This is a genomic window from Cellulosimicrobium sp. Marseille-Q8652, assembly GCF_965112045.1.
In genome coordinates this window covers 959,695-979,970 of record NZ_CBCOPS010000001.1, presented here as the reverse complement: position 1 = coordinate 979,970, position 20,276 = coordinate 959,695, and the positions used below count along the sequence as shown (strand labels likewise).

The 20,276-nt window shown below is 72.3% G+C and carries 21 protein-coding genes; 15 read left to right on the top strand and 6 right to left on the bottom strand.

What is annotated here, in order from left to right; all coding sequences use genetic code 11:
* Nucleotides 1-72 precede the first annotated feature (72 nt).
* The 12 genes from ACWPWV_RS04300 to ACWPWV_RS04245 all read left to right on the top strand — a co-directional run bounded on the left by ACWPWV_RS04300 (nt 73) and on the right by ACWPWV_RS04245 (nt 10,126).
* Nucleotides 73-789, top strand: coding sequence for an SDR family oxidoreductase (locus ACWPWV_RS04300; protein WP_454041718.1), 717 nt, complete (start codon nt 73-75; stop codon nt 787-789).
* A 10-nt stretch (nt 790-799) separates the two neighbouring features.
* Entirely contained in the window at nt 800-1,432 is a 633-nt protein-coding gene (locus ACWPWV_RS04295) for a TetR/AcrR family transcriptional regulator (protein ID WP_454041717.1), read from the top strand.
* Nucleotides 1,429-2,412 (top strand): NADPH:quinone oxidoreductase family protein, encoded by a 984-nt coding sequence (locus ACWPWV_RS04290; protein WP_454041716.1) that lies wholly within the window; start codon nt 1,429-1,431, stop codon nt 2,410-2,412. Before ACWPWV_RS04295 ends, ACWPWV_RS04290 begins: the two co-directional genes overlap by 4 nt.
* Before the next feature lie 52 nt (nt 2,413-2,464).
* Nucleotides 2,465-3,199, top strand: a complete 735-nt coding sequence (locus ACWPWV_RS04285; RefSeq protein WP_454041715.1) for an SDR family NAD(P)-dependent oxidoreductase — start codon at nt 2,465-2,467, stop codon at nt 3,197-3,199.
* A 109-nt stretch (nt 3,200-3,308) separates the two neighbouring features.
* Nucleotides 3,309-4,055: an ABC transporter ATP-binding protein gene (locus ACWPWV_RS04280; RefSeq protein ID WP_454041714.1), complete on the top strand. Its 747-nt coding sequence runs from the start codon at nt 3,309-3,311 to the stop codon at nt 4,053-4,055.
* Nucleotides 4,052-4,765 carry an ABC transporter ATP-binding protein gene (locus tag ACWPWV_RS04275; protein WP_454041713.1) on the top strand — a complete coding sequence of 238 codons (714 nt, stop codon included), beginning with the start codon at nt 4,052-4,054 and terminating at the stop codon, nt 4,763-4,765. Before ACWPWV_RS04280 ends, ACWPWV_RS04275 begins: the two co-directional genes overlap by 4 nt.
* An 11-nt stretch (nt 4,766-4,776) precedes the next feature.
* Nucleotides 4,777-5,643 carry a branched-chain amino acid ABC transporter permease gene (locus ACWPWV_RS04270; RefSeq protein ID WP_454041712.1) on the top strand — a complete coding sequence of 289 codons (867 nt, stop codon included), beginning with the start codon at nt 4,777-4,779 and terminating at the stop codon, nt 5,641-5,643.
* Nucleotides 5,640-6,773: an ABC transporter permease subunit gene (locus tag ACWPWV_RS04265; protein WP_454041711.1), complete on the top strand. Its 1,134-nt coding sequence runs from the start codon at nt 5,640-5,642 to the stop codon at nt 6,771-6,773. The genes ACWPWV_RS04270 and ACWPWV_RS04265 overlap by 4 nt, the downstream gene beginning before the upstream one ends.
* A gap of 5 nt (nt 6,774-6,778) precedes the next feature.
* Entirely contained in the window at nt 6,779-8,074 is a 1,296-nt protein-coding gene (locus tag ACWPWV_RS04260) for an ABC transporter substrate-binding protein (protein ID WP_454041710.1), read from the top strand.
* 168 nt (nt 8,075-8,242) lie between these two features.
* Nucleotides 8,243-8,413: a hypothetical protein gene (locus tag ACWPWV_RS04255; protein WP_435738332.1), complete on the top strand. Its 171-nt coding sequence runs from the start codon at nt 8,243-8,245 to the stop codon at nt 8,411-8,413.
* Nucleotides 8,413-8,769, top strand: coding sequence for a YciI family protein (locus ACWPWV_RS04250; RefSeq protein WP_435738333.1), 357 nt, complete (start codon nt 8,413-8,415; stop codon nt 8,767-8,769). Before ACWPWV_RS04255 ends, ACWPWV_RS04250 begins: the two co-directional genes overlap by 1 nt.
* Nucleotides 8,770-8,785: 16 nt before the next feature.
* Nucleotides 8,786-10,126, top strand: coding sequence for an RNA polymerase sigma factor (locus tag ACWPWV_RS04245; protein ID WP_454041709.1), 1,341 nt, complete (start codon nt 8,786-8,788; stop codon nt 10,124-10,126).
* Here the strand turns inward: ACWPWV_RS04245 and ACWPWV_RS04240 are convergent.
* Together ACWPWV_RS04240 and ACWPWV_RS04235 are read right to left on the bottom strand one after the other, a co-directional pair.
* A complete protein-coding gene (locus tag ACWPWV_RS04240) occupies nt 10,092-10,346 on the bottom strand; it encodes an Lsr2 dimerization domain-containing protein (protein WP_454041708.1) in 255 nt (84 codons plus the stop codon). The two genes, ACWPWV_RS04245 and ACWPWV_RS04240, sit on opposite strands and share 35 nt — an antisense overlap.
* A 112-nt stretch (nt 10,347-10,458) precedes the next feature.
* The gene (locus tag ACWPWV_RS04235) at nt 10,459-10,677 is read right to left on the bottom strand and encodes a hypothetical protein (protein ID WP_454041707.1); all 219 of its coding nucleotides are present in this window, start codon (nt 10,675-10,677) and stop codon (nt 10,459-10,461) included.
* Nucleotides 10,678-11,485: 808 nt separating this feature from the next.
* On the opposite strand from ACWPWV_RS04235, the gene ACWPWV_RS04230 reads away from it, so the two are divergent.
* The 3 genes from ACWPWV_RS04230 (at nt 11,486) to ACWPWV_RS04220 (ending at nt 14,325) form a co-directional block, all read left to right on the top strand.
* Nucleotides 11,486-12,409: a hypothetical protein gene (locus tag ACWPWV_RS04230; protein ID WP_454041706.1), complete on the top strand. Its 924-nt coding sequence runs from the start codon at nt 11,486-11,488 to the stop codon at nt 12,407-12,409.
* A gap of 150 nt (nt 12,410-12,559) precedes the next feature.
* A complete protein-coding gene (locus tag ACWPWV_RS04225) occupies nt 12,560-13,660 on the top strand; it encodes a sensor histidine kinase (RefSeq protein ID WP_454041705.1) in 1,101 nt (366 codons plus the stop codon).
* Nucleotides 13,657-14,325: a response regulator gene (locus ACWPWV_RS04220; protein ID WP_454041704.1), complete on the top strand. Its 669-nt coding sequence runs from the start codon at nt 13,657-13,659 to the stop codon at nt 14,323-14,325. The genes ACWPWV_RS04225 and ACWPWV_RS04220 overlap by 4 nt, the downstream gene beginning before the upstream one ends.
* A gap of 76 nt (nt 14,326-14,401) precedes the next feature.
* Here ACWPWV_RS04220 and ACWPWV_RS04215 read toward each other — a convergent pair whose 3' ends face one another.
* The 4 genes from ACWPWV_RS04215 to ACWPWV_RS04200 form a co-directional block, all read right to left on the bottom strand.
* Nucleotides 14,402-16,312: an alkyl/aryl-sulfatase gene (locus ACWPWV_RS04215; RefSeq protein WP_454041703.1), complete on the bottom strand. Its 1,911-nt coding sequence runs from the start codon at nt 16,310-16,312 to the stop codon at nt 14,402-14,404.
* A gap of 361 nt (nt 16,313-16,673) precedes the next feature.
* Nucleotides 16,674-17,018: an ArsR/SmtB family transcription factor gene (locus ACWPWV_RS04210; protein ID WP_454041702.1), complete on the bottom strand. Its 345-nt coding sequence runs from the start codon at nt 17,016-17,018 to the stop codon at nt 16,674-16,676.
* Nucleotides 17,015-18,280: an MFS transporter gene (locus ACWPWV_RS04205; protein ID WP_454041701.1), complete on the bottom strand. Its 1,266-nt coding sequence runs from the start codon at nt 18,278-18,280 to the stop codon at nt 17,015-17,017. The genes ACWPWV_RS04210 and ACWPWV_RS04205 overlap by 4 nt, the downstream gene beginning before the upstream one ends.
* 1,219 nt (nt 18,281-19,499) lie before the next feature.
* Nucleotides 19,500-19,925: a hypothetical protein gene (locus tag ACWPWV_RS04200; protein WP_454041700.1), complete on the bottom strand. Its 426-nt coding sequence runs from the start codon at nt 19,923-19,925 to the stop codon at nt 19,500-19,502.
* Nucleotides 19,926-20,276 lie beyond the last annotated feature (351 nt).

Below are 20,276 nucleotides of genomic sequence, written 5' to 3'. Positions count from 1 at the left end.
TTCGTCGGCGAGGAGGCCGTGAGGGCCGGGAGGGCGGGACCCGTGCGCAGGTTCGAGGGCAGGGTCGCGGTCGTGACCGGGGCGAGCCGCGGGATCGGCCGCGCGATCGTCGAGCGGCTCGTCGCCGAGGGCGCTCGCGTCGTCGCGACGGCGCGCAAGCCCGAGGCGCTCGCCGAGCTCGTCGAGCAGCTCGGCGACGGCAACGTCCTCACGGTGGCCGGCAAGGCGGACGACCCGGCGCACCGCGCGGAGGCGCTCGCCGCCACGCTCGACCGCTTCGGGCGCATCGACCACCTCGTCAACAACGCGGGCGTCAACCCCGTCTACGGGCCGGCGCTCGAGATCGAGCCCGACGCGATCCGCAAGATCCTCGAGGTCAACGTCGTCGCGGCGCTCGAGTGGACGCGCGACGCCGTCGCGGCCGGACTGGGTGCGGGCGGGTCGGTCGTGTGCACGTCCTCGGTGTCGGGCCTCGCCGCGAGCCCCGGCATCGCGTTCTACGGCGTCTCCAAGGCGGCGCTCGTCAACCTCGTGCAGCAGCTCGCGGTCGAGCTCGCGCCGGGCGTGCGGGTCAACGCGGTCGCCCCGGCCATCGTGCGGACGCGGCTCGCGCGCGCCCTCTACGAGGGGCGCGAGGAGGAGGTCGTCGCGCGGTACCCGCTCGGTCGCCTGGGCGAGCCGGCGGACGTCGCCGGGCCCGTGGCGTTCCTCCTGTCCGACGACGCCGCGTGGGTCACCGGCCAGACCCTGACGATCGACGGCGGCAGCAGCGTCCGCCCGATCGGGTGAGGATGGGCGCATGAGGCAGACACCCGTCGTCGACGACATCATGCGGGCAGCGCTGGAGCTGTTCGCCACGCAGGGCTTCGCCAACACCTCGGTCCGCCAGGTCGTGGAGGCCGCCGGCGTGACCAAGGGCGCGATGTACCACTACTTCGAGTCCAAGGACGACCTCCTCTTCGCGATCTACGAGCGGATCCTGTCGCTCCAGACGTCGCACCTCGAGGAGATCATCGGGCGCGGCGAGCCCACGGCGCAGACGCTGCGCGCCGTGTGCGTCGACGTCATCGAGACGTCGATCGACTTCCTGGCCGAGGGCACGGTCTTCTTCCGTAGCGCGCACATGCTGTCCGCGCCGCGGCAGCAGGAGGTGACCCAGCGCCGTCGCGCGTACCACGACACCTTCTCGGGGCTGATCGAGCGCGGGCAGCGCGAGGGCCTCTACCGGACCGACGTCCCGGTCGGCGTGCTCGTCGCGCACTTCTTCTCGGACGTGCACTACCTGTCCCACTGGTACTCGCCGACCGGGCCGGAGTCCCAGGTGCAGGTCGCGGAGCAGCTGACGGACATGTTCCTCGTCGCGCTCTCCGCCGAGAGCGCGGGCCGGAGCGTCCTGCCCGGGACCACGACGACGACAGGGGTCGGCGGATGAGCGTGCAGGCGTGGCAGGTCACGAGCCTGGGGGAGCCCCGCGACGCGCTGCGGGTCGTCCAGGTCCCGGAGCCCGAGCCCGGTCCCGGGGAGGTCGCGGTCCGCGTCCGCGCGGTCGCCGTGAACTTCCCGGACGTGCTGCTCGCGCGCGGCGAGTACCAGGTGCGGCCCGAGGTCCCGTTCACGCCCGGCATCGAGCTGTGCGGGGACGTCGTCGCGGTCGGATCGGGCGTGTCGCGCGTGCGGGTGGGGGAGCGTGTCGTCGGCTCGCGCATCGGCGTCCTGGCGCAGGTCGCGGTCCTCGCGGAGGACGAGGTGTTCCCGGCGCCCGAGGCGCTCGACGACGCCGAGGCCGCCGCCCTGACGATCGCCTACCAGACCGCCTGGTTCGCGCTGCACCGCCGTGCCGCCGTGCAGACGGGCGAGACCGTGCTCGTGCACGCGGCCGCCGGGGGCGTCGGGACGGCGACCGTGCAGCTCGCGGTCGCCGCGGGCGCCCGCGTGGTCGGGGTGGTCGGCGGCGAGGCGAAGGCGCAGGTCGCCCGCGACGCCGGCGCGCACGTCGTGCTCGACCGCACGCGCGACGACCTCGTCTCCGCCGTCAAGGAGGCCACGGGCGGCCGCGGGGCCGACGTCGTGGTCGACCCGGTCGGCGGGGACGCGTTCGACGCCTCGGTCCGCTGCGTCGCGTTCGAGGGCCGGATCGTGGTCGTCGGGTTCGCCGGCGGACGCATCCAGAGGGTTCGCCCCGAGCACGCGCTCGTGAAGAACTACGGCGTCCTCGGCCTGCACTGGGGCCTGTACGCCCGCGAGCGGCCCGACCTCGTGGCCCAGGTCCACGACGAGATCTCGCGGCTCATCGCCGAGGGGTCCGTGCGTCCCGTCGTCGGCGACGTCGTCCCGTTCGAGGGCGCCGCCGACGCCGTGCAGCGCCTCGCGGACGGCGCGACGACGGGTCGGCTCGTCGTCCGCGTCGGCTGACGCCGGCCGCCCCCGCAGCCCTGTCCGCACGTCATCGATCGAAGGAGCAGCCATGGCCCGGCTCGACGGCAAGGTCGCGCTCGTCAGCGGAGGAGCCCGCGGGCTCGGCGCGGCGTACGTGCGTGCGCTGCACGCCGAGGGCGCGCGCGTCGTCGTCGCCGACCTCCTCGAGGAGGAGTCGCGGGCGCTCGCCGACGAGCTCGGCGAGCGGGTCCTCGCGCTCCGGCTCGACGTGACGGACGAGGAGAGCTGGGCCGCGGCGGTCGACGCGACCGTCGGGGCGTTCGGCGCCCTGGACGTGCTCGTCAACAACGCGGGCATCGCGAACGCCGGCCGGATCGAGCGGTACGGGCGGGAGAAGTGGGACGCCGTCATCGCGGTGAACCTCACCGGGACGTACCTGGGCGTCCGGGCGGTCCTGCCCGCGCTCCGCGCCGCCGGTGGCGGGTCGATCGTCAACGTGTCCTCGGTCGAGGGCATGCGCGGCAGCCCGGGTCTGCACGGCTACGTCGCGTCGAAGTTCGGCGTGCGCGGTCTCACCAAGTCGCTCGCCGTCGAGCTCGGGCCCGAGAACATCCGCGTGAACTCCGTGCACCCCGGGTTCGTGCTCACGCCCATGACCGAGCGCCTCGACCCGGAGTCGCCCCACATCCCGCTCGGGCGCCCGGCGCTGCCCGAGGACGTCGCCGGCGCCGTCGTGTACCTGGCGAGCGACGAGTCCTCGTACACGACGGGCACCGAGCTCGTCGTCGACGGCGGCATGATCGCGGGCATCCCGCACTCCTGACCGTCCCGGCGGTGTCGGCCCGCGAGCGGCGAGAATCGTTGCCGAACCGACATACCGGCCGGTCGGTCTCTGTTGTATCGTTCAGAGGAACCGACACGAAGAGGTGCCGATGTCCATCACCGCTGCTCCCTCCGCGACGCGGGTCCCACGGCTCGCCGTGCACGGGCTGACCGTGCGGTTCGGCGGGCTCACCGCGCTCGCCGACGTCTCCCTGCACGTCGACGACGGCGAGGTCGTCGGGCTCATCGGCCCGAACGGGGCCGGCAAGACGACGCTGTTCAACGCCGTGTGCGGGCTGGTCCCGCCGACCGAGGGCACGGTGGCCGTCGCGGGCGGGCGAGCAGACCGAGCGCCCCGACCGGACCGCCACGTCCACCACGGCGTGGCCCGGACGCTCCAGGGCCTCGGCCTGTTCGCCGGCCTGACGGTCCTCGAGAACGTCGTGGCGGCCTGCCCCGACCGGCGCGGTGGCGTCGACCGCGCCCTCGCCCAGCTCGACGGGCTGGGGATCGGCCACCTCGCCGCCGCCCGCCCCACGGCCCTGCCCTATCCCGACCAGAAGAAGGTCGCGCTCGCGCGCGCGCTCGTGTCGCGCCCCGGCCTCCTGCTGCTCGACGAGCCCGCCGGCGGTCTCGGCGCCGCCGACATCGACGACCTCGCCGGGCTCGTGCGCCGCGTGGCGCGCAGCGGGTGCGCCGTCCTGCTCGTCGAGCACCACGTGGACTTCGTCATGGAGGTGTGCGACCGCGTCGTCGTCCTCGACTTCGGCCGCGTCATCGCGTGCGGGACGCCCGCCGAGGTGCGCGACGACCCCGCCGTCGAGGAGGCCTACCTGGGCACGGAGGTGGACCGGTGACCGCCGCGCTGGAGGTCGACGGCCTCACCGTCGGCTACGGCGGTGCTCCCGTGCTGCGCGACGTGCACCTCGAGGTCCCGACCGCGCGCATCGTGGCGCTCGTCGGCGCGAACGGCGCCGGGAAGACGACGCTCCTGCGCACGGCCTCCGGGCTCGTCCCGGCCACGACCGGGACCGTCCGACTCGACGGCGTCGACCTCGCCGACCTGTCCGTCGAGGACCGTTCGCGCCGGGGGCTCGCGCACGTGCCCGAGGGGCGCGGCGTCGTCGTCGAGCTGACGGTCGAGGAGAACCTGCGCCTGGGGGCGCTGTGGCGCACCCCGGCGGACCGGCGCGCGGCGGTCGCCGAGGCCTACGAGCTCTTCGAGCCGCTCGCGCGCCGCCGCACCAGCGCCGGGCACCAGCTCTCCGGCGGCGAGCGCCAGATGCTCGCGCTCGCCCGCGCGCTCGCCGCCGCCCCGCGCGTCCTGCTGCTCGACGAGCCGTCGCTCGGCCTCGCTCCCCGCGTCGTCGCCCAGATCATGGCCGTCCTGCGGCGCCTGTGCGACGCGACGGGCCTCACCGTGCTGCTCGCCGAGCAGAACGTCGCGAGCGCCCTGTCCGTCGCCGACCACGGCGTCGTGCTGGGGCTCGGCGAGGTCGTCGCGAGCCGTCCGGCGACCGAGCTCCTGCACGACACCACCCTCCGCCACGCCTACCTGGGGTTCTGATGGACCGACTCGTGTTTCTCCTCGGCACCGGGCTCGCCCGGGGCGCCGTGCTCGCGCTCTTCGCGCTCTCGCTCGTGCTCGTCTGGCGCGCCGCCCGCGTCGTGAACTTCGCGCAGGGCGCCATGGCCGTGACCGCGACCTACGTCGCGTACGTGGTGACCCGCACGACGGGGAGCTTCGTCGTCGGGCTCGTCGCCGCGCTCGTCGCCGGCGCGGCGCTCGGCTGGGCGGTCGAGCGCGGCCTGATGCGCCGCGTCGCGGGCAGCTCGCCGCTCGCGGGGGTGATCGTGGCGATCGGGCTCGTGATGATCCTCCAGTCGGCGCTCGGGATCATCGTGGGCGGCCGGACGCTGCCCGTCGAGGCGCCGTTCGACGAGCGGCCGATCAGCGTCGGTGGCGTCCCGCTGCTCTCGCCGTACGACCTGTTCGTCCTCGTGGTCGCGCTCGTCGTCATGGCCGGGCTCGGCCTGCTGTTCACCCGCACGCGGCTCGGCCTGCAGATGCGGGCGGCGGCGTTCGCGCCCGAGGTGTCGCGCATGCTCGGCATCAGGGTGTCGCGGCTGCTCACGCTCGGGTGGGCGCTGTCGTCGGCCGTGGCCGCGCTCGCGGCGATCCTGCTCGTGCCCACGGAGCTGGGCCTGACGCCGCACGCGACCGACATGCTCTTCGTCCTCGGCTTCACCGTCGCGGTGGTCGGCGGGCTCGACTCACCGGTGGGCGCGCTCGTCGGCGGGATCGGGGTGGGCGTACTCATCAGTCTCGTCACCGGGTACCTCGGCGCGAGCGTGGCGCCCCTCGCCGTCCTCGTGCTCCTCGTCGTCGTGCTGCTCGTGCGGCCCCAGGGCCTGCTCGCGGTGGGGGAGGCGAGGCGCGCATGAGCCGCCTCACCGGTGCTCGCCGCACGCTGGTGCTCGCCGCGGTCGCCACCCCGGCGGTCCTCGTCGCCGTCCTCTTCCTCGACCCGTTCCGCAGCTACCAGGTCGCGCTCGTCGCCGTGTACCTGTGCGCGACGGCGGGGCTCACCCTCGTCGTCGGGCTCGCCGGGCAGGTGTCCCTCGGGCACGCCGCCCTCATGGCGGCGGGCGGCTACGGGTACGCGCTCACCGCGAACGCGCTGACCGAGGCGGGGGTCGAGGGCGTGGCCCGGGTGGTGCCGTCGCTGCTCGCGGGCGCAGTCGTCGCCGGGGCGCTCGGGCTGCTGCTCGGTCTCGCGGGCGCCCGCCTGCACGGCCCGTACCTCGCCGGGCTCACGCTCGCGCTCGTCCTCGCGCTGCCCGCGCTCGCGACGACGTGGAGCACGGTGCTCGGCGGTGACCAGGGAGTCCAGGTCGCGTTCGACGGCGTGCCCGAGCCGCTGCAGGGCCTGCTCGCGATCGAGCAGTGGCAGGCGTGGGTCGCGGTCGTCGTGGCCGCCGTCGTCGTCACGGGTCTCGCACTGCTGCGCGACGGCCGCCTCGGTCTGCGCATCCGGGCCGTGCGGGACGACGCCGTCGCCGCGCGCCTCGCCGGCATCCCCGCCGGCCGGGTCATGGTCGCGACGTTCACGGCGAGCGCCGTCGGTGCCGGCCTCGGCGGCGCGGTGCTGTGCTTCGTCACGCAGTCCGTCGCCCCCGGTGGCTACGGCCTCGCGCTGTCCCTCCTGCTGCTCGTCGCGGTCGTCCTGGGCGGTCTCGGTAGCCTGCGCGGCGCCGTGGTCGGCGCCGTCCTGCTCGTCCTCGTGCCGTGGCTCGCCGGCCTCCTGGCCGACGCCCTGCCCGTCCCCGGGGACCTGGCCCAGCGGCTGGACGGCAACCTCGCCGTCCTGCTGTTCGGCGTCCTGCTCGTCGTCGTCATGGTCGCCGCCCCCGGCGGCCTGACCGGCGCCCTGCAGTCACGGTCGAGGTCGCGGCGCCGTCGTGCGCCGTCGGCCGCCGCCGGCGCCCGTGCCGCCGAACCGTCCGCGGGCCGGGCGGTCGAACCGTCCGGCGCTCCGTCCGATGAACCGCTCCACGCCGACACAGAGAGGTGACGCCGATGTCACTCACCACCCGCCGCCTGCGCGCGGCCGCAGTCCTCGCCGTCCCAGCCCTCGCCCTGGGCCTCACGGCCTGCAGCGTCCCGGGATCCACCGCGTCCGGCGACGAGGAGGGTGACGCCACGGGCGTCACCGACTCCACCGTCACCGTCGGCACGCACACCCCGCTCACCGGCCCGGCAGCGGCCGGCTACTCGTCGATCTCCGCCGCGGCCACCGCGTACTTCGACTACCTCAACGAGCAGGGCGGCATCAACGGCCGCACCATCGAGTACGTCGTCAAGGACGACGGCTACAACCCGGCGAACACCCAGACCGTCGTGCGCGAGCTCGTCCAGGAGGACGAGGTCTTCGCGGTCCTCAACGGTCTCGGCACGCCGACCCACTCCGCGGTCCTCGACTACCTCGACCAGAACGGGGTGCCCGACCTCTTCGTCGCGTCGGGCAGCACGAGCTGGGACCAGCCCGAGGAGCACCCCTGGACGTTCGCGTTCAACGCGGACTACGTGGTCGAGGGCAAGGCGCTGGCCCACTACGCGCAGGAGGAGCTCGACGGCAGCACGTACTGCGTGCTGGGCCAGGACGACGACTTCGGCGAGGAGTTCCAGCAGGGTCTCGAGGCCGTGCTCGGCGCCGACGGACTGGCGTCCGTCCAGACGTACTCCGTCTCGAACCAGGACGTCACCGCGCAGATCGGCGCGATGCAGGCCGCGGGGTGCGACACCAACTTCCTCGCGACCGTCAACGGGTTCACGGCGCTCGCGCTCGGCACCGCGGCGCAGCTCGGCTACCAGGCGCGGTGGCTGTCGTCGTCGTCCGGCGGCGACTACCCGACGCTCGCAGGGTTCCTCGGCGAGGACGTCGCGCCCCTGCTGCTCGAGGGGTTCGTCTCGACGAACTACCTCTCGTTCAGCCCGGACGACCCGTGGGCCACGCACTTCCGGGAGGTCAACGACGAGTACAACGACGGCGCCCCGTTCGACGGCAACACCGTCTACGGCATGTCCGTCGCGTACACGTTCGCCGAGGCGCTGGCCCGTGCCGGGAAGGACCCGACGCGCGAGAGCCTCGTCGAGGCGCTCGAGTCCGGCGACGTCGTGGGAGCGGGCATCATGCCGCTCGCGTTCTCGGCGGACGACCACTCCGCGTACGACGGCGTCGGGATCACGGTCGTCGCGAGCGGCGTGCAGGACTACGTCGGCCCGGTCTACTCGACCGACTCCGCCGACGGCCCGGTCGAGGACTTCACCGGCGAGGCGGTCCCGTTCGAGGACGAGGGCATCCCGCAGCCCTGACGGCTCCCCGACGCGTGCGACCGAGCCCCGGTCGGGTCGACCGGGGCTCGGTCCGTCGCCGCGAGGGACCGGCTCGGAAAACTCCTCGGCGCGAGGTGTCGATCCCGGCGTCCGGGCTTCGTCGTCCTGGTGTACGGCCGCACGGGCCGTGCACGAGAAGGAGGCACGATGAGTTTCCTGGACACGATCCTGCGGGCCGACCGTCCGGGTCGGGACGGCTCCACGCTGTACGGTGACGGGCGTCGCAGCGTCGGCGACGGCATCGAGGCCGCCGACGTGGCGTTCTTCGGGCCGATGGTGCTCCGCCGGCCCGCCACGACCTGGGCGGAGGAGTCCTGATGCGCTACCTGATGCTGGTCCTGAGCACGCCGGACGACCCCGAGCTGCGGTCCGAGGACGCCGAGAGCGGACCCACCATCGAGCAGTGGGTCGAGCGGCACTACGGCAGCGGCGCCGCGGTCCTGGGCGACCGGCTGCGGCCGCCCGCGGACGCGGTGGGAGTCCGCGTCCGCGACGGCAAGGTCCTGGTCACCGACGGTCCGTTCTCGGAGACGAAGGAGGCCATCGGCGGGTTCGACGTGCTCGAGGCCCCCGACCTGGACACGGCGATCGCCATCGCGTCCGAGCACCCGATGGCGCGCGGCGGGGCGATCGAGCTGCGGCCGGTCTGGCCGCTGAACCTCGACGACGCCTGAGCCGCGGTCCCCGGCGATGAGTCCCGGTTCGGCCGTCGAGGACGCGTTCCGCACCGAGTGGGGGCGCGTCCTCGGGGCCGTCGCGCGCAGCACGGGCGACCTCGACCTCGCCGAGGAGTCCGCCCAGGAGGCGTTCGCGACGGCGCTCCGGACCTGGGGGCGCGACGGCGTCCCCGAGCGCCCCGGCGCCTGGCTGACGACCACCGCGCGGCGCCACGCCATCGACGTGCTCCGACGCCGCCGTGTCGACACGGACCGGACCGCGGCGGCGGCGCGGCTCGGGGAACGCGTCGACGCCGGGCCGCGCGCCGTCGGGGCCACCGCGGACCCGGTCCCGGACGAGGTGGCGCTCTCCCTGGACGACGACCCGTGGGCGATCGACGACCCGGACGGTGACCTGCTCCGCCTGCTGTTCACCTGCTGCCACCCCGCGCTGCCCGCCGAGTCGCGGGTGGCGCTGACGCTGCGGTCGCTCGTCGGCATGACGACGGCGCAGGTGGGGCGCGCGTTCCTCGTCCCCGAGGCGACGATGGCGCAGCGCCTGGTCCGCGCGAAGCGGCGCATCCGCGCCACGGGCATCACGTTCCGGGTCCCGCCACCAGAGCTGCGCGCCGAGCGCGTCACCGGTGTGCTCGCCGTCCTGTACCTGCTCTTCACCGAGGGGTACGACGCCTGGGCGGAGCCGGCGGACGAGACGGCAGGCTCCTCGGACCGGCGCGCCCTGGCGGACGACGCGGTCCGCCTCGCGCGGCTGGCCGCGCGCCTGCTCGACGACGAGCCGGAAGCCCGGGGCCTGCTCGCGCTGCTGCTGCTCCAGCACGCCCGGCGCGACGAGCGGACCGGGCCCGACGGCGTCGCGCGCACCCTCGCGGAGCAGGACCGATCACGCTGGCGGCACGACGAGATCGCCGAAGGGCTGCGCGAGCTCGACGTCGCGCTCGCCGCGGGGCGGCCCGGCCCGTACCAGGTGCAGGCCGCGATCGCGGCCCTGCACGACAGCGCAGGCAGCGACGCGGAGGTCGACTGGTCGGAGATCCTCGGCCTGTACGACGTGCTCCTGAGCATGACCGGGTCGCCGGTCGTGGCGCTCAACCGCGCCGTCGCCGTCGCGGAGGTGCACGGCGCCGAGGCCGGTCTCGCCGCGATCGAGGAGGTGGCCGACGACCCGGCGCTCGCCGGCTACCACCTCCTGCCCGCCGTCCGTGCGGAGCTCCACGTACGTGCCGGACGGCCCGTCCAGGCGGCCGAGCACCTGCGCGCCGCGCTCGACCTCGTCGACCGCGAGGGCGACCGGCGGCTCCTGCGCCGCCGGCTGGACGCGCTCACCGCACCACGCGCGGACGCCCCGTCCCGATAGCGTCACGACGTCGGGACGTCCGAGCGAAGGAGCACCATGAGCTTGACGTGTGAGATCCCGCATCGCTCAAGGGCTGCGATATGCCTCGAGCACCTCGGTGGGGATGCGCCCGCCGCAGCTCATCGCGATGGGCGTCGGTCAGGTCGATCTCGTACGTGGCGTCCTGCCACGCGAACTGGTACGTCTTGGCGCCCTCGGTCCCGTCGAGGTCGTCGGTCACGATCACACGCGCGCACAAGCGGTCCCTAAGGTGAGGGCAGCTCACCGCAGTAGCGGCGAGAAGTGAACCCGAGACCGTTCCGGACGGTTGTGGTGCTCGGGTTTCGCGCTTTCTACAGCCGGACGACGCCGGCGACCAGCGGCTCGGCGCGACGGCGCGCGTCACCGCCGCGGGCCCAGGCCCAGGCGATCGCGTCCGGGATCGCGAGCAGCGGCTCAGCCGCCGCGGTCGCGTGGTCGTGCGCCAGCGCATCACGGCACCCGCGACGGCCCGTCTCCCGATAGCGCAACCGCCGGTCACGCTCTTCCTCGCCCTGCTCGCTCTCAAGCATCGACCGAGCGCGGCCCGCCGCCGCGATGTCCTCGACGAGCCGCTCCAGGCACGCCGCCCGTCGCTCGATGCTCGTGTGACCACGGTGCGACGGCGGTCACGGTCGTCGCGCCTCCCTGCGTCGAGCGCGCCAACCTCCAGCCGAGTTGTAGGCCGCCCTCCTTGTCGAGATCCTCCAACGTTGTCGGACACCGCAGAACCGACCGTTTCTCAGGCGTCGCGAAAGAAGATTCTGCGACGTCCGGAAGACGTCGGTTGTCAGGCGTGGGACGGCGCCGTGGGTCTGCGTCTGCGCCGGGACTTGGTGGCGTCGCGGCCGCGAGTCCGTCTGTCGTGGGCCGCGACCGGGACGGTGCCGCTTGATCGTCCGGGCGTCTCGGTCTCGCGCGAGTGATGAAGGGGCCCCTCGCTGCCGCGCTCGACCTCCAGGTGCACCGGTCTTCTCACTCCTCGGTCGAGAAGTCCTCGGGCGTCGGCCACGACGAGGTCGACGACGCCGCGCTGGGCGCACCGATCCCTCGGGATACGGGTGCGATCCCGTCGGACTATGCCGGGCCGCTGCGCCGCGCGGGAGTGTGGTCCTACCACATTCCGACGTACCGAGGAGAAGACCCATCATGACCACGACGAGCACCAGCCGCCGCCCGATCGTCTGCACCGCGGTAGCGAGCACGGCCGCGCTCGCGATCGGCGGCACGCTTCTCGCGGCTCCGGCTGGGGCAGCGGTCTCCGCCGCGCCCGAGGCGACGGATCGGGTCGCTGCCGTCGCTTCCGCAGCGCAGGTGGCATCGGGATGGACGGAGATCGTCGTGCCGTCCCGGACCGAGCTCGTGACCGCGGCCTGGGTCGAGGTCGCGAAGGCGGCCTGGACCGAGACGGTCGTGGATGTGCCTGCGCACACGGTCCGGGTGGTGGACGTGCCCGAGCACACGGTCCGGGTCGTGGACGTGCCCGAGCACATCGTCCAGGTGGTCGACGTGCCCGAGCACACCGTCCAGGTGGTCGACGTGCCCGAGCACACGGTCCGGGTCGTCGACGTGCCCGAGCACACCGAGACCGTCGAGCACCCCGCGGTGACGCAGGAGGTCGTCCACCCCGCCACCACCCACACCGAGTGGACCTTCCAGCACGCGACCACCGGCAAGACGCGCCAGGAGACCGACCCGAACTGGAACGCCGAGAGCAACCCGAACTCGGTCGCTTGGTACCGCGTCGGAGAGGTCGAGGTCATCGACCGGGAGTCCTGGTCGGAGACGGTCGTGATCGAGGACGCCCGGACCGAGACGATCACCATCCCCGCCACCTACCGCGAGGAGACCGTTCCGGCGACCTACCGCGAGGAGACGGTTCCGGCGACCTACCGCGAGGAGACCGTCCCGGCGACCTACCGCGAGGAGACGGTTCCGGCGACGTACCGCGAGGAGACCGTCCCGGCGACCTACCTGACGATCGAGCACCCGGCCGAGACTATCGACCATGCGCCCGTCTACCGGACGATCCCCGCGGTCATGGCGTTTCACGAAGGGACGCTCGAGCCGGCGACGCACGACGACACCGCACTCGAGGCCGTCGTCGTCGACCCCGCGGCGGTCGAGCCGGTCGTGGCCGAGGAGATGAGCGACCAGCTCGCGACGACCGGCCTGGACACCGAGTCGCTGATCGCCTTCTCCATCTTCCTGGTGGGTGCCGGCGGTGCGGTGCTTGCCCTGCGCCGACGGAGCGCCCGCGCCTGACCGCGCGTCGGCGGCCTGCCCTGCATGGCCTCGTGGTCCTTGACCGCGGGGCCATGCGTCGCGCTCACGAGGGAGGACTGCGCCCGGGCCGCATTCGAACGCGGTCGAGTCGATCGGTACCCAGGACACGGGGAACGCTAGCGTGGGGTCGTGCGCGCCGTAGAACTGGTGAGCGGCCGGCCGGGGGTCGTAGTGCTCGCCGCCGCCGGCGGCTTCCTGGTGGTCGCGGTGAGAGCCCGTCAGGGCATTGCGGTCGACCCGCTGTGGTGGGAGCTGACTGCCCAGCTCCTGGGCGCGGCGGCGTTGCTGGTGCGCGGGCGGCCGGTCCTGGTGCTCGTCGTGTGCATGCTCCTGTCGTTGATCTCTCCGGTCGTGGCGACCACCGTGGCCCTGTACGCGGTGGGGCGGTTCGTCGTCTCGGAACCGCTGGCCTGGGGCGCCGTGGCCTTCGCCGTGGCGATGGCCTTCCCGGTGAGGTGGGCGACGTCGTACTCCGATGGTTTCGTCTCACCCTTGGCGTTCGTCCTGCTGATCGTCCTGCCGTGGCTCGTCGGACGTGGCCTGAGGGCTTCGGACCAAGCGGCTGTTGCCCTCGCCGAGAAGGAACGGCTGCTCGCCGCCGCGACGGCCGACGCCGTGCGGCAGACCGAACGGTCTCGACTCGCCCGCGAGATGCACGACGTCGTCGCTCACCGGATCAGCCTGATCGTCCTGCGTGCGAACCTGCTCGAGACCGAGACCGAGGACGCTTCGGCCCGAGAGGCCGCCGAAAGCATCCGCGCCGACGGCCAGGCCGCGATCGAGGAGCTGCACGACGTCCTGAGACTGCTGCGAGACCCCGATGCGGACGGGTTGGCTCAACACGCCCTGGGAGAGGTCGACCAGCTGGTGAACGAAGCGCGCGACGTCGGGCAACCGGTCATGGCTGTGGTCACCGCAGCGCACGTCGAGCCACCCGACGCGGCGGAGAGGACCGCGGTCCGGATCGTGCGCGAAGGCTTGACGAACGCCGTGCGCCACGCGCCGGGCGCGCCGACATCAGTCTTGATCGAGGACGCGGACGGCTCGCTGCACGTCGTGATCGCCAACGACCCGTCATCCTCTCCGGAGACGCCCGAGCTACCGGCAGGAGGCAACGGGCTGCGAGGGCTGCGTGAACGCGTCGACATGGTCGGCGGGACGCTTGAGGCGGGCATGACGCCGCACGGTGGCTTCCGGCTCGAGGCGCACCTACCGAGGGGGACGCGATGATCCGGGTGGTCGTGGTCGACGACGAACAGCTGTTCCGGGAGGGCATCACCCGGCTCGTGGACTCCGCGTCGGACATGTCCGTCGTGGGCGAGGCCGCTGACGGCCACCAGGGCGTCGCCCAGGTCATGGCCCACCGCCCCGACGTCGTGCTGATGGACATGCAGATGCCCGTGATGGACGGCCTGAGCGCCACCCAGGAGATCCTGCGGTCCGCACCCACGACCGCGGTCGTCGTCCTCACAGCCTTCCAGTCAGACCGGTACGTCCTGCCCGCGCTGCGCATGGGCGCCTCCGGCTACCTCCTCAAGTCCAGCAGCGTCGAGGAGCTGCAGGCCGGCATCCGCGCCGCCGCGCACGGCGAAGCGATGCTGTCCCCGTCGGTGACCCGCCGCCTGCTCGACGCGATGGGCCCCTCGCTGCTCGACCAGACAGCGCGTGCCCAGGCGCAGGTTGCCTCGCTCAGCCGCAAGGAGAGGGACGTGCTGGCGTGCGTGGGGGAGGGCATGGCGAACGCCGACATCGCCCGGCGGCTTTACATCGCGGAGCCGACGGTCAAGGTCCACCTCCGGCACGCCCTGGAGAAGATCGGGGCGTCCAACCGCATCCAGGCCGCGATCATCGCGCACGACGCCGACCTGCACGTCAGCGACAAAGACCCGACCTGACCACGGTGGCCACCGCAAGGCAGCCTCGGCACTGCGTGCCCGGCGACTGCTGGGTCTTGACGACGGCTCGCCAGCGCTACGGCGTGACGATGGCGAAGTTCGGGTCGAACTCGTCGAGGACGGAGGCGTACGCGTCGAGCACCGCGGCGTCGCCGTCGAGGGTGACCTTCCCCGCGTCCGCCAGACGGCCCACGGCAGCGGGCTGGAGGAGCACGGCGGCGACGAGCGCCTTGGGTGCGCGGACCGTGAGCGGGGCGTCCGCCGAGGCGCCGGGTCGGGCGTTGAGGACCCCGTTCGCGACCCACACCGTCCAGGTCTCGTCGCGATCGGTGAACTCGACGTCGAAGCGCACGTCGGCCTTGGCCGCCTTCTGGCCGTCCACGTGCACCGCGGCGTAGTCGAAGAGGATGTCGACCGGCATGCCCGCGATGGTGTCCGGGCTCCCGCTCGCGAACCGCGCGGGGATCACGCCCTCGCGCAGCTCACGAGCCGCGGTGAGGTAGATGCCGCGCCACTGGGGTCCCTCGGCCTGGTACCCGAGCTGCTCGTAGGCGTCCGCCTGGAGGTCCGTGGCCTCGCGGTCCTGCGGGTCGGCGAACACGATGTGGTGCAGGACCTGTGCCGCCCACCGGTAGTCGCCCGCGTCGAACGCCCGGCGGCCCTCGGCGAGGATCGCGTCGCGCCCGAAGGCGGTCACGTAGCGGCTCGCGGTGTCGGTCGGGGTGTGGGGGTGCAGCGACACGGGGTCGCCGTCCCACATGCCGAGCTCCTTGGTGAACACGGCGCGCACGTTGTGGTGGAGCGTTCCGTGGTAGCCGCGGTTGAACCACTTCGTCCGCAGCACCTCGGGGAGCTCGACGACCTCGGCGGCCTCGAGCGGCGTGTACCCCTTGTTCGCCAGACGCAACGCCTGGTCGTGGATGTACTTGTACGTGTCGCGCTGCGACTCGAGGAACGCGACGACCTCCGCGTTGCCCCACACGGGCCACGTGTGCGGGCCGAAGTGCACCTCGACCTCGTCGCCCCACCGGACCAGGGTCTCGTCGAGGTAGCGGGCGAAGTTGCGCGCGTCGCGCGTGCGCGCGCCGCGCAGCGTCTGGATGTTGTGCAGCGAGTGGTTCGCGTTCTCGGCGCACGTCAGGGCCTTCAGCTCGGGGATCCAGACGTGCATCTCCTCCGGCGCCTCGGTGTCGGGCGCGTAGAGGAACTCGAACGTCAGCCCGGCGAGCTGCCGGGTCGTCCCGGTCTCGGTGATCGAGTCGGTCGGCGAGATGTACGACACGGTGATCCCGTGACCACCGACGGACGCGATCCCGTTGGTGATCATCTGGCGCGGGTCGTTGTCCAGGAGGTTCCCGAACGCATACGACGCACGACGGCTCATCGCGTTGCCCGCGACGACGTTCTCCCCGATCGCGAACTTGTCGAACGACGCGATCGTGCCCGGCGCGATGATCGGCACCTTCCCCGACGCGACGTCGGCCTCGTCGACGACGCCCTTCACGCCGCCGTAGTGGTCGATGTGCGTGTGCGTGTAGATCACCGCGACGACCGGCTTGTCCGCGACGTGCTCGCGGAACAGCGCGAGCCCCTGCTGCGCGACCTCGACGCCGGTCGTGCAGTCGATGACGACCAGACCGTCGTCGCCCTCGACGATGGTGAGGTTGCCGATGTCGTTGTTGCGCACCTGGTAGAGCCGGTCGACGACCTTGTACAGACCCGGTTCGTGGATGACCTGCGACTGCCGCCACAGGCTCGGGTTCACCGTGTCGGGGTGCGGCGCCGAGTCGTCGTCGAGGAACGACAAGGTCGCCTCGTCGTACGCGACGCGGCCGTCCGCGAGCAGGACCTTGCCGTCCGGGACGTCGGCGATCTTCCCCCGCCGGGCGGTGTCGAAGTCCTCGACGTCGTCGAGCGCGTAGAGCGCCCGGGCGTCACGGTTCACGTCGGCGGTCGTGGTGGTGGCGTCCTTCGGGGTGTACGGCACGGTGACTCCCTCGCAAGCGGGCATCGACGGTGGGAAGCGCATCGGACCTGCTGCCCTCGCTGACAGTCGCGCCTAACTGCAGGTACCGCAACTCATAGGACGCAAGCATCAGGCTCTCGTCAGAAGAGCACGGGGCTCACCTCTCGGGTCTTCGCCGTCGCTGGCCCCGCCGAGCTCCGTTCCCACCTCTTTCCCGACACGGGGTCACGTCCACCCGACGGAATGCAGCAATCAAACATCTGATGGCCCCGTGCGGCGCTCGAGGTTGGTGGACACCCCACAACCGACCGTTTGTCAGGCGTCGCAGAAGAGGGTTCTGCGACGCCTGACAAGTGACGTTTGTTGGAGGACAGAGGCCCGGTCAGCGGTGGTGCGGCGGCGTCTCGTAGAGCGCGTGCTCGGTGTGCTGCAGGACGTTGGCGACGAGGGCGGCCACGTGTTCGTCGGGCTGGCTGTAGTAGATCGTGGTGCCGTCGCGTCGGGCGGTGACGAGGTGGCCGGTGCGGAGCTTGGCGAGGTGTTGGGAGACGGCGGGGCCGGGCCGGTCGAGGGCCTCGGCGATCGCGCTGACGGACATCTCTGTGCCGTCGAGCATGGCGAGGATCGCGAGGCGGGTGCGGTCGGCGAGCAGGCGCAGTACGTCGACGGCGTGGTCGAGGTCGACGTCGGGCGGGGTGGTGCGCTGCTCGGTGGCCACGAACGTCATGATCCCACCCTCTGCTGCGCGGCCTCGGATGACGCGACGGAGCTGGTGCGTGGCCAGGCGCGGGCCGCAGTGAGGGTGGCGGCCGCGGCGATGGCGGCGAGCCACAGGGCCGCGCCGCTGAGCCCGGAGAGGCCGAGCCACCCCGCCAGGGGGTAGGTCAGGAGCCAGCAGGCGTGCGAGAGGGAGAGCTGCGCGGCGAACGCGGCCGGCAGGTCGGCCCGGGCGACGCTGCGGCGGATGAGGCGTCCGACCGGTGTCTCGACGGCGGACCAGCCGACCCCCACGAGCACCCACAGGGCCGCGATCGCGACGAGCGCGCCCGCCGACGTCGTCGCGCTGAGCGCGAGGGGGACCAGGGCTGTCGCGGCGGTGAGCATGGTCGCGCCGGTGAGCATGACGCGCCGTTCGGGGAAGCGTCGCAGGAGCGCGGGCAGGGTGAACGCGGCGGCGATCGACCCGGCGCCGTTGGCGGCGAGGAGGAGTGCGACGGTGTCGTCCCCGCGCTCGAGGAGGCCGCGCGCGATCACGACCGTCTGGACGAGGACGAACGCTCCTGCGGCTGCGACGGAGAGGTTGAGTGCGAGCACCGGGCGCAGTGCCGGCGTGCGCCAGAACAGGACCGCGCCGTGGCGCGCGCGCTGCCCGAACGGCAGCTCGGGCACGTCCTCGCCGTCGTCGTCGATGGTCCGGGTGCGGTGCGGGAGCGCGGTGGCGGCGACGAGTAGCGCGGAGCCGGCGAACCCGAGCGCGGTCCCGGCGAACAGCGCCGAGGACGGGATGAAGAGCAGCAGCGCGGCGGCGAGCATCGGGGACGCCACCGCCTCGAGGTCGTAGGCCAGGCGCGATAGCGACAGCCCGGCCGTGTAGTCGTCCTCGTCGACCAGCACGTCCGGGATCACGGACTGGAAGGACGGGGTGAACGTCGCGGACGCGGCCTGCAGGACGAAGATCAGCACGTACACCTGCCAGACCTCGCCCACGAACGGCAACGACGCCGCGACCACCAGGCGCACGACGTCGGAACCGATCAGCACCGTGCGACGCGGCAGCCGCGCGACGAGCGCGGCAGCCACCGGGGCTACGAACACGTAGGCCACCATCTTGATCGCGAACGCAGTACCCAGCACCGCGCCCGCTCGCGATCCTGCGAGGTCGTAGGCGAGCAGCCCGAGCGCGACCGTCGCGAGCCCGGTCCCCACCAGGGCGACGACCTGGGCGGCGAGGAGACGACGGTAGCCCGGATGGGAGAGAGCTCGCAGCATCCATCCATTGTCGTATAGATGCGCACCTACGCAGATAAGCACTTTCGATGCTCTCACCAAGGTTGTCGGACACCGCTAAACCGACCGTTTGTCAGGCGTCGCGAAAGAAGGTTCTGCGACGTCTGACTAACGCCGATTCTCAGACAGCTGCCTCTTCCGAGGCCGTGTCGCTCCTGGTTGCTCAGTCCGCGAAGCGTGTCTCGGACGCAGCCCTCCGCGGGGCGGACACGTCCCGTCTCTACCGATCATGCCGCGCGCTCCCAGGGGAACCTGGCGCACATGGTCGGGCCGCCAGTCGTTCGATCGCAAGTCGTTCGCCGCAAGCTGCCACCGATCGGATCGCGACGGTGGGCTTATCCGGTATCGCGCCAGTTGAGGGTGAACCCGGCGGCGACGGGAACCCAGGGCTCCCAACCACCGTCTTCGAGTGCCCGGCGCGCGATCCCACGCGACCCGAACGCCACATCTCCGAACTCGGCCGGAGACATCGCACGAGACGGCCGCGTGGAACCTTGGAATTGCGCCTTCCTCAGACCAGCGTCGCGAAGAATCCGGAAGGCGCTGGCAGGGCTCTCCGCCAGGACCGCGAGCTCGGCCGTCCAGGAACTCGCACGCTCATCCTCCACCGCGTACACGTACACCTGATCCATAGCGACAGCCTTCCACCGCCGACGTCCGCCAGCGAGGCAAGTTCCGACGCACCCGACCGAGGCGCTCTTGAGTCTCCCCGGACACGCCCGGGTGCCTCGCTGCGACGACCAACGACGAGCTCGAACGAATTCGGGCTCCTCTTGATGACACACGGGGCGTTCGACGACCCCGCTGTCTCCCGCGCCTGGTCGTTCCTCTTTCTCGCCACGCTCACGACCATGCTCATCGCGCTGGCCGTCCACTCCCGAGGAACCCTCGACGGAGTCCTAGCACCCCGGTGGACCAGCGCCAGAGTCGTCGTCCTCGTCAGCTCAGTCGTCGGGATACTCGCGCTCCTCGCGTCACGGGCTCCGGACATAAGTCGAAGCTAAACGGGCGAAATGGGCTCGACCTACGAACCAGTGGTGCGTTGGTGGGTTGAGACCGCCACCGTTAATCGGGCGTCGCGAAGGACGGTTCTGCGACGCCCGACTAACGGAGGGTTGTGACCCAGGAGGCGCCAGCCAGGACGTTGGCCGGCATGAGGGCCCAGGCTTGGCTGTCCGGACAGCGTGGGGAGCGAGGTGCGTCAGGTCGCGAGCAGCAGGGCGACGAAGAGCATGAGCGCGACGCCGACGGTCGCGACGACCCACGCACGTACGCGCCGAGGGCGTGCAACCGCGAGCCCCAGAAGCACGGGAGCTGCAAGCAGGCCCACCGTCGCGGCGAAATACTGTGGTGCTCCGTCGCACGGGCCTCCGAAGGCGTCCTCGCACGTGTCGCTGCTGGAATCGAGTCCGAGGAGTAAAGCGAGCAGCGCGGGTGCCGCGACGAGGAGAAGGCCGATGACCGCCACCAAAGTTCCGGTGGTCCTGCGTGCGTTGCGCGCGCGGAACTCGGCTCTTGGAGGCATTCGGTACCTCATCAAGTCCCTGTTCAGCGCTGGCATGTGGCCGTCAACCTGCCGCTCAGACAAGGCGTCCGCTGCGACCGACCAGTCGGCCTCGCGCTCCATGCGTGTGAGTCTTGCAGCGACCCGCCCATCCTGGGAGCACTTGCCTCCGACCAATCACCCAAACTTTGCGAACACCATGATTCTCTCGACGAGGTTCTGCTGCGATGCAGAACCGACTGTTTGTCGTACACCGGGCTGACCATCGCGACACGCCGACGAAAAGTTGTCGCAGAACTCATGTCCGACAACCCTCGCTGGCGCGGAACAGCCACCAGGGTTTTTGCGACAGTCGTCGCAGTGAACGTACGTGTGCCAGGGTCACCGCAGCCACCGGCGGAGATCTTCTGGCGCGCGTACGTCGGAAGGCGCTGGGTCGCGCTCTCGCGTCTTCGGGCGAGGACGTTCTCGTGG